The sequence below is a fragment of the Nocardioides sp. genome (assembly GCF_035703625.1).
Classification (GTDB): domain Bacteria; phylum Actinomycetota; class Actinomycetes; order Propionibacteriales; family Nocardioidaceae; genus Nocardioides.
In genome coordinates this window covers 1-8,269 of sequence record NZ_DASSXS010000294.1, presented here as the reverse complement: position 1 = coordinate 8,269, position 8,269 = coordinate 1, and the positions used below count along the sequence as shown (strand labels likewise).

The following is an 8,269-nucleotide window of genomic DNA, read 5'->3' as shown; positions in this document are numbered from 1 at the left end:
GCTCATCGCCTTCGCCGAGGCGGGCGGCACGCTCCTCGACACCGCGGCCGGCTACGGCGACGGCGCGTCCGAGGAGCTGATCGCCACCCTGATCGGCGACGTGGTCGCCCGCGACGAGATCGTGCTGGCCACCAAGGCCGGTATCTCGCGCCGGCGGGGCACCCGCGAGACCGACGTCTCGCGCGGCCACCTGCTCCGCACGCTCGATGCCTCTCTCCAGCGCCTCGGCGTCGACCACGTCGACCTGTGGCAGGTGCACACGTGGGTCGACGACACCCCCCTCGAGGAGACCCTGTCCGCACTCGACCTCGCGGTCACCTCCGGCCGCGCGTCGTACGTCGGAGTGTCGAACTACTCCGGCTGGCAGACCGCGCAGGCCGCGACCTGGCAACGGGCGGTTCCCGGGCGGGCGCTGATCGCCTCGACCCAGGTGGAGTACTCCCTCCTCAACCGGAGCATCGAGCACGAGGTCCTGCCCGCGGCGGCCGCTCTCGGCATCGGCGTGCTGCCGTGGTCCCCGCTGGGTCGCGGCGTGCTCACCGGCAAGTACCGCACCGGAACGCCATCGGACTCGCGGGCCGCGTCGCCCCACTTCGCCAACTTCGTGGACGGCTACCTCGGGGAGCGGTCCCGCGGCATCGTCGAGGGCGTGGCACGCGCGGCCGACGGCCTGGGCTGGTCGTGCCTCGAGGTCGCGCTGGCCTGGGTCCGGGACCGGCCCGGAGTGACCGCACCGATCGTCGGCGCGCGCACCGCCACCCAGCTCAAGGACGCCCTCGGCGTCGAGGACCTGACCCTGCCGGACGAGATCGTCGAGGCACTCGACGACGTGTCGGGAGAGTGACGTGGCCACTCGTGCGACCCAGAACCCGCTCGGACGCGGGGTCGAGTGGGAGTTCGAGAGGCTGCTCATCTCGCGGGACTTCTCCCGCAACGTGGTGACGAGGCTGCTCGTCGAGCGCGCGGAGCACGGCGGGTGGGAGCTGGACCGGGTGCGGATCGCGCCCGACGGCACACGGAGGGTCATCCTCCGGCGGCGGATCATCCGGCAGCGGCTGACCTCACCCGTCTGACAGGTGCCTGAGCAGGTTGGCGGCGAACCGTCGCCCCATCACTGCCATCACGCCCCGCATGGCCCCCTGGACGGCTGCGCGTGCCGCGCCCGGCAGCGGCAGGTCGACGCAGATGTCGACCTGCATGCTGAGCCGGGTCCCGCCCTCGGCTTCCTCGAGCTGGTAGCTGCCTTCCACCCCGGCCTTCTCGTGCTCTGACCGGGGGTCGTGGGTGAAGGTGATCCGCCGCGGCTCGTCGAAGGTCATCTGCTCCGTGAACGACGGGGCGACGCTGATCCCGAGCACCGGGATCCGGGCCATGTTCCACCGCCACCGGTCGCCGTCGACGTCGATGCTGTGCAGGTAGGGCGTGAGCCGGGGCAGCAGGTCGGGATCGGTCAGCGCGGCCCACAGGGCTTTCCGGTCGGCCGCGACGACCTCGGTGGACCGGTCGCCGGCGGTGAACGTCGCCACCCGCTCAGGCCTCGTCGAGGAAGCGGTCGAACACCCGTGCCCCGAACTCGAGCGCGTCGACCGGCACGCGCTCGTCCACGCCGTGGAACAGCGCGGTGAAGTCGAGATCGGCGGGCAGCCGGAGCGGGGCGAACCCGTAGGTCCGCATCCCCAGCTTCTTGAAGTGCTTGGCGTCGGTACCACCACTCATGAGGTACGGCGCCACGATCGCGTCCGGGTCCTCGGCGAGGAGGCATCGGGTCATGGCGTCCACGAGCTCACCCTCGTAGGGCACCTCCCACGGCGGCTGCCTGGAGACCCACTCGACGTCGACGTGCTCACCGCACAGCTCGGCCAGCGTGGCGAAGAACTCGTCCTCGAAGCCCGGCAGGAAGCGCCCGTCGACGTGTGCGGTGGCCTCGGTCGGGATCACGTTCACCTTGTAGCCGGCGCCGAGCATGGTCGGGTTGGTGGTGTTGCGCAGGACCGCGCCGAGCATCCGGGTCGCCGTGCCGAACTCGTCGACCAAGGCCTCCGCGTTGTCGGGTGTCGCCTCCGTCCCGGCCACCTCCGCGACGGACGCCAGCAGCACCTTCATGGTCGGGGTCAGCCGCACCGGCCACTGGTGGGCCCCGATCCGGGCCACCGCCGCGGCGAGCTCGGTCACGGCGTTCTCGCGGTTGATCATCGACCCGTGGCCGGCACGCCCACGGGCGGTCAGCTTCATCCAGGCCATGCCCTTCTCGGCGGCCTCGATCAGGTAGATGCGGCGACCGCGGACCGTGGCACTGAACCCGCCGACCTCGCCGACCGCCTCGGTGCAGCCCTCGAACTCCTCGGGGTGGTCTCGCACCAGCACCTCGGCGCCCTTGTGCCCCCCGGCCTCCTCGTCGGCGGTGAAGCAGAGCACCACCGGGCGTTCGGGTTCGCGTCCGGCGCGGGCGCGTGCCCGGACCACCGCGAGCAGCATGGCGTCGAAGTCCTTCATGTCGACTGCTCCGCGGCCCCACAGGTAGCCGTCGCGGATCTCGCCGGAGAACGGGTCGACCTGCCAGTCCTCGGCGGCGGCAGGCACCACGTCGAGGTGGCCGTGCAGGAGCAGCGCGCCCTTGTCGGACGATCCGCCGCCCCAGCGTGCGACGACCGACGTCCGCCCCGGCTCCGACTCGTACAGGCGGCTCTCGATCCCGACCTCGTCGAGCAGCGTGGCGACGTGCTCCGCCGCCTTGCGCTCCCCCGGCCCCGAGCTGTCGCCGTAGTTCGAGGTGTCCATCCTGATCAGGTCGCGGCACACCTCCACGACCTCCGCCGCGGGGTCGTGATCCCGCCCGATCTCAGCGCCCGACATGCCCCCAGCATGACACTGCGGGGCGGCCGATCCCGATGCGGGGAACGCCCCCCTGCTTTGCTAGAGTTCCTGCGCACTCGTCCGGGTGGCGGAATTGGCAGACGCGCTAGCTTGAGGTGCTAGTGCCCGTATTAGGGCGTGGGGGTTCAAGTCCCCCCTCGGACACCATCAGGTCACCAGACCCGAGGCCCCTCTCCGTGGGTCGCGGGTCCGGACTCGTCGTCCAGCGCGCCGCACAGGCTGCAGGTCGAGGCGATGTCGAGCCGGCCACGCCCTTCTCCGACGACGGCGAGCACCCAGACGTGCTGAGCACACCCCGAGTCGTTGGCCGCCATGTGCCCGGTGGTACCCAGCGCGGGACGGTCCATGCCGGCTCCCGGCCAGTTGTCCGTCAGCCGTCCTTGTGTGCCAGCTGGCTGCAGAGCGCCCAGATGACCATGACGTTGAAGACGATGAGCAGGATCGCCCAGAACGGGTAGTGGGGCAGGAATGCGAACTCGGCGATCATGTTCACGAACGCGAGCGCGATGCCCGCGAGCAGTCCGACGGTCATCCGGGTGAGGATCCCGATCCCGATCCCGACGCCGAGCAGGCCCAGGACGAGGTGCAGCCATCCCCACGCAGTCACATCGAACTTGAAGACGTACTCCTCGCCGGCCACGAAGAACTCGTCGTTGGCGATCGCGGCGATCCCCTGGAGCACCTGGAAGCACCCCACCGCCATCAGCATGATCGCGGCGAAGCCCGTCACGCCGGAGGACAGCATTCCCTTGGTCGAGTAGTCGTAGGCACTCGGGGACGTACTCATCGGACCTCCTGGCGGCGGCGTACGGTCGGCTACCGGTCTGCTCCTGCGACGCTAGGCGGGTACGGCGTCCGACGGGTCACCCGTAACAGGCGACTTCCCCGGCCCCGGTCCCCCGCTCCGGGTGATGCGTCCCCCGTGCCCGGGCTCGATGATCTGCCCATGCCGACCAATGGCGCCCGTGCGCGCAGCCGGAGACTCGTGCGGTTCCCCCTGCCCCCCGTGTCGGGTCTCGACGTGGGCGTCGCAGCCGTCACCGGAGTGGTCGGCGGAGCGGCGGCGACCGGTCGCCGGCTGGTCTCGCTCGGCAAGCCGCTCGCCGAAGCGGTGGTGCTGAGCCCCCCTCTGGTGCCGGAGCGCTACCACCTGCGCCGAGCGGTCGAGCTGCTCGCCCTGCGGGGCTCCCAGCAGCGCGAGGACCTCGGCCGGGAGCTCGCCGAGGTGCTCGACAGGGTCGTCCCGCTCGTGGCCGACCAGCTGCTGAGCCGGGTGGACCTCAACACGGTGCTGGCCAGGCTCGACCTGGCCACGCTCGCCGACGAGGTCATCGCCTCCGTCGATCTGCCGGAGCTCATCCGGGAGTCCACCGGCGCGGTGTCGTCCGAGACGGTGCGCGAGGTACGGATGCGCAGCATCTCCGGGGACGAGGCGCTCGGCCGCGCCATGGAACGCCTCAAGCCACGTCGTCGACGGGTTGCGGCGAGTGACGAGCGCTGAGGGGATCCCGTCGGCGGTCCCGCGCGAGGCCCGGCCCTACCAGGGGCGCCGGGCCGGCATGGTGACCCGCGGCGTGGCCGGGGTGGTCGACGCCGCCGTGGTGCTGACCGCGGTCATGGTCGGGCTCCTCGGCGTGAACGCACTGTCCTTCGCGCTCGATCCGCGCAACTTCCGCGTGCTCGGCGCATCGCAGCAGGTCCTGATCCAGGTGGGCCTGGCCACCGCCATCGTCTACCTCGCCGGCAGCTGGGCCGTCATGGGCCGCACCTACGGTTCCCGCCTCATGGGGCTGCGAATCGTGGACCGGCAGGGCCGGGCGCCCCGGCTGATGCGGTCGCTCCTGCGGGCGACGCTCTGTGTGCTGTTCCCACTGGGCCTGCTGTGGTGCGGCGTCGTCCGGTCCCGCAAGTCCCTGCAGGACCTCGTCCTGGGCACCTCCGTGGTCTACGACTGGATGCCCGAGCACCATCCGCGTCGGGTGAGCTGACTCAGGACGCCGGCTCTGCAGCGGGCTGGCGGGTCGGGATCCCGCGCGCGGCGAAGAGGGCACCGAGGGCCACCAGGGCGAGCACGGCGAGGGAGGCGCGCAGTCCGGCGATGCGAGCCTCGGTGTTCTCGGCGACGACCGCATCCGCGGTGTCACCGGTGACGCCCGCCTCGGTGAGTGCCGCCTCGAGCTGGTCGTCAGGGATGAACGGCACCCCGCTGCTGAGCTGCACCTCGGCCTGCGAGGAGAGGCTGGCGGGGACGTCGGGGTTCTGCTCGATCCCCTGGAAGAACGACGTGGTCAGCGCCGACATCAGGATCGCTCCGGCCAGCGCGGTCCCCACCGCGGCGCCCATGAAGGTCACGGAGTTCTGCAGTCCTCCGACCTCGGCGCACTCCTCGTCGGGCACCGCGGAGACGGTCACGCTGCCGAGCTGGGAAGCAAGGGCACCGATCCCGGCACCCGCCAGGAGCATCGGCACGAAGACCACCTCGGGTCCGACCCCGACGCTGAGGCCGGCGGTGAGCAGGGTCGTCCCGATGAAGAGGGCGGCGAAGCCCGACCGCACCACCCTGCGCGGTGAGGCGTCGGGCAGCAGCTTCGGGATGGCCAGGGCCGCCACCAGCAGCGCGAGAGACAGTGGCAGCAGCCGCACGCCGGTCTCGATCGCCGACAGGCCGAGCGAGATCGACAGGAACAGCGGTACGACGAAGAAGAGGCCGGACTGCAGGAAGTACTGCAGGAAGAACGACACCAGCCCACCGCGCAGCCGCACGTTCCGGAGCATGGCGGGATTCAGCAGGATCGACCCCCCCGACTCGAGCCTGCGGGTCTCCCAGGCCAGCAGACCCCGCAGCACCACGCCGCCGGCGAGCACGAGCCAGAGGACGGGTGAGAGCCCCAACCAGTCGGGCGCGCCCGGCTTCGGCGTCACGAACCCCCAGGTCCCGGCCTGGAGGATGCCGAAGACCATCAGGCCCAGCCCGAGGGCGGACAGGCAGGTCCCGACCAGGTCCAGCCGCGCCCCCTCGTCCGGCGGGGCGTCGGCGATCTTGCGCGTCATGGCCAGGATGCCCAGGACGATGAGGACCTCCCCCGCGAAGACCCAGCGCCACGAGGCGTAGGTCGTGAACACCCCACCGATGAGCGGGCCGACGGCCACGGCGATCGCCCCGAACGCCGCCACCACGCCATAGGCCCGCGGGCGCTCGGCCCGCTCGAAGTTCGTGGCCACCAGCGCCACGATCGCCGGCATGATCAGGGCGGCCCCGATGCCCTCGAGCAGGGACCAGCCCAGGAGCAGGACGCCGAGGTTGGGCGCGATCGACGTCGTGAACGAGCCGCAGCCGTAGATCACGCACCCGATGGCGAAGGTGCGCTTGCGCCCCAGGATCTGACCCAGCTTCCCGCCGGTCATCATCAGCGACGCCATCACGAGCATGTACATCGTGATCGCGACCTGGATACCCGAGACCGTCGTGTCGAGGTCTGCCGCAACGGCGGCGATGGAGACGTTCATGACGGAGCTGTCCAGCGCCATGAGGAACTGGCCCGACGCCAGGGTCACCAGGACGACACCTGTCGCGCTGGCCGCCCGGGCCTCCTGCACAGCCACTCAGATCACCCGCGGGTTGTTGTCGACACAGTGTCGTCGCATGGGTACCTCCACCACCGAAACGGGCTCCAGCACAGCGCAGGGAGCGCCCCTGACGCCTCACCCCATCCGGATGAACCGTCCGCCGGCCACCGGGTGGCCCTAGGTTGTCCGCATGGGTGAGGCGCTGCGGCTCGGGTTCGTGACGGGTGCGACCCCCGACAAGTGGGCCCGGACGTGGCGAGCGCGGCGCCGGGAGCCACTCGAGCTGGTGCCGCTCGAGCAGGAGGGTCAGATCCAGGGGATCCGCGACGGCAGCCTCGACCTGGCGCTGGTCCGGCTGCCGATCGACCGCGAGGGGCTCCACCTCATCCCGCTGTACGACGAACAACCGGTCGTCGTCGTCGGGAAGGACCACCTGGTGACCGCGGCCGAGGAGGTGACCACCCACGACCTCGTCGACGAGCAGCTGGTCCTCCCCCACGAGTCCGGCTGGTCCCCCGAGGCCGAGCAGCTCGACTTCCCCCCGATGACGCTCCGGGAGGCGGTCGAGGTGGTCGCGAGCGGAACCGGCGTCCTGGTCGTCCCCATGTCGGTCGCCCGCCTCCACCACCGCCGGGACGTGACCTTCCGCCCGGTCACCGACCTGCCGACCACGAAGGTCGGGCTGGCGTGGCTGGTCGACAACGACGACCCCAGGATCCAGGAGTTCATCGGGATCGTCCGCGGGCGCACCGAGCGCAGCTCTCGGGGCTGAGCGACCCCGCGCGCGGGGGGTCCGGGCGGGCCCGCAGTTTGCATACCAGGGGTATGCAACGACAGGGTGGCGGGTGGAGATAATGGAAACAGGAGGCGGCGCCCGACGCGCCGGACATCACACGTGACAGCCACGAAGCCTGACCCGACCACCGCCACGACCCACGAGAACGACCACCCCGACGCCGTGACCCACCCGGCGCTGGACCCGTCCGTGGAGCCCACCACCCGCCGCGAAGGCGGTCTCGACAAGCTCGTCTTCGGCGTCACCGCGGCGATCGCCGTCGGCTTCCTGCTGTGGGGCTTCCTCAGCACGAGCTCCCTCGCCACGGTGTCGGGCGACGCCCTGACCTGGACGATGGGGTCGATGGGCTGGCTCTTCGTGCTCACGGCGAGCGCGTTCGTGGTGTTCGTCCTGTGGCTGGCCCTCGGACGCTTCGGGGCCATCCCCCTCGGCCGCGACGGCGAGGTGCCGGAGTTCCGGACCGTCTCGTGGATCGCGATGATGTTCAGCGCCGGGATGGGGATCGGCCTGATGTTCTACGGCGTGAGCGAGCCGATCACCCACTTCGCCACCCCGCCCCCGGGCACCGGTGAGGCCGGCAACCCCGAGGCCGCCCAGAACGCCATGGCGACCACGCTCTTCCACTGGACGCTCCACCCTTGGGCGATCTACGCCGTCGTGGGGCTCGCCGTCGCCTACGGCGTCTACCGCAAGGGCCGGCTCCAGCTGATCTCCGCCGCCTTCGAGCCGATCCTCGGCAAGCGGGCCCACGGCCCCGCCGGCAAGGTCATCGACATGCTCGCCATCTTCGCCACGCTCTTCGGCTCGGCCGCCTCGCTCGGCCTCGGTGCCCTGCAGATCCGCAGCGGCCTGGAGATCGTGGCTGGCATCGGCGAGGTCGGCAACGCCGTCCTGATCGGCATCATCGCCGTGCTCACCGCCGCGTTCGTCCTGTCGGCGGTGTCCGGCGTGGCCAAGGGCATCCAGTGGCTCTCGAACATCAACATGGTGCTGGCGCTCGCGCTCGCCGGGTTCGTGTTCGTCGTCGGTCCC

At 71.2% G+C, this 8,269-nt stretch carries 11 protein-coding genes and 1 tRNA gene; 7 read left to right on the top strand and 5 right to left on the bottom strand.

What is annotated here, in order from left to right; translation table 11 throughout:
* Together VFN12_RS15470 and VFN12_RS15465 are read left to right on the top strand one after the other, a co-directional pair.
* Positions 1 to 844 (top strand): aldo/keto reductase (locus tag VFN12_RS15470; RefSeq protein ID WP_325119638.1); only part of this gene is annotated, 844 nt, incomplete at its 5' end.
* A gap of 1 nt (position 845) precedes the next feature.
* On the top strand, positions 846 to 1,073 hold the full coding sequence (locus tag VFN12_RS15465; protein ID WP_325119636.1) for a DUF5703 family protein: 228 nt from the start codon (positions 846 to 848) through the stop codon (positions 1,071 to 1,073).
* Here VFN12_RS15465 and VFN12_RS15460 read toward each other — a convergent pair.
* Together VFN12_RS15460 and VFN12_RS15455 are read right to left on the bottom strand one after the other, a co-directional pair.
* Positions 1,062 to 1,526: a CoxG family protein gene (locus tag VFN12_RS15460; RefSeq protein ID WP_325119635.1), complete on the bottom strand. Its 465-nt coding sequence runs from the start codon at positions 1,524 to 1,526 to the stop codon at positions 1,062 to 1,064. The two genes, VFN12_RS15465 and VFN12_RS15460, sit on opposite strands and share 12 nt — an antisense overlap.
* A gap of 4 nt (positions 1,527 to 1,530) precedes the next feature.
* The gene (locus VFN12_RS15455) at positions 1,531 to 2,853 is read right to left on the bottom strand and encodes a M20/M25/M40 family metallo-hydrolase (protein ID WP_325119634.1); all 1,323 of its coding nucleotides are present in this window, start codon (positions 2,851 to 2,853) and stop codon (positions 1,531 to 1,533) included.
* A 79-nt stretch (positions 2,854 to 2,932) separates the two neighbouring features.
* On the opposite strand from VFN12_RS15455, the gene VFN12_RS15450 reads away from it, so the two are divergent.
* Positions 2,933 to 3,021 (top strand) — tRNA-Leu (locus VFN12_RS15450).
* Between the two features lie 5 nt (positions 3,022 to 3,026).
* Here VFN12_RS15450 and VFN12_RS15445 read toward each other — a convergent pair.
* Together VFN12_RS15445 and VFN12_RS15440 are read right to left on the bottom strand one after the other, a co-directional pair.
* Positions 3,027 to 3,221: a hypothetical protein gene (locus VFN12_RS15445; protein ID WP_325119633.1), complete on the bottom strand. Its 195-nt coding sequence runs from the start codon at positions 3,219 to 3,221 to the stop codon at positions 3,027 to 3,029.
* Between the two features lie 23 nt (positions 3,222 to 3,244).
* Complete coding sequence (locus VFN12_RS15440; RefSeq protein WP_325119632.1) at positions 3,245 to 3,661, bottom strand: DUF7144 family membrane protein; 417 nt, start codon at positions 3,659 to 3,661, stop codon at positions 3,245 to 3,247.
* A 159-nt stretch (positions 3,662 to 3,820) separates the two neighbouring features.
* Here VFN12_RS15440 and VFN12_RS15435 point away from each other — a divergent pair, with 159 nt between their 5' ends.
* The gene (locus VFN12_RS15435; RefSeq protein ID WP_325119631.1) at positions 3,821 to 4,375 is read left to right on the top strand and encodes a hypothetical protein; all 555 of its coding nucleotides are present in this window, start codon (positions 3,821 to 3,823) and stop codon (positions 4,373 to 4,375) included.
* Positions 4,362 to 4,862, top strand: a complete 501-nt coding sequence (locus VFN12_RS15430; RefSeq protein WP_325119630.1) for an RDD family protein — start codon at positions 4,362 to 4,364, stop codon at positions 4,860 to 4,862. The genes VFN12_RS15435 and VFN12_RS15430 overlap by 14 nt, the downstream gene beginning before the upstream one ends.
* Before the next feature lies 1 nt (position 4,863).
* On the opposite strand, the gene VFN12_RS15425 is transcribed toward VFN12_RS15430, so the two are convergent.
* A complete protein-coding gene (locus VFN12_RS15425) occupies positions 4,864 to 6,477 on the bottom strand; it encodes an MFS transporter (protein WP_325119629.1) in 1,614 nt (537 codons plus the stop codon).
* A 154-nt stretch (positions 6,478 to 6,631) separates the two neighbouring features.
* Here VFN12_RS15425 and VFN12_RS15420 point away from each other — a divergent pair, with 154 nt between their 5' ends.
* Both VFN12_RS15420 and VFN12_RS15415 read left to right on the top strand, forming a co-directional pair.
* Positions 6,632 to 7,213 (top strand): LysR family substrate-binding domain-containing protein, encoded by a 582-nt coding sequence (locus tag VFN12_RS15420; RefSeq protein WP_325119628.1) that lies wholly within the window; start codon positions 6,632 to 6,634, stop codon positions 7,211 to 7,213.
* 123 nt (positions 7,214 to 7,336) lie between these two features.
* Positions 7,337 to 8,269, top strand: a 933-nt coding sequence (locus VFN12_RS15415; protein ID WP_325119626.1) for a BCCT family transporter, incomplete at its 3' end; no start/stop codon positions are given.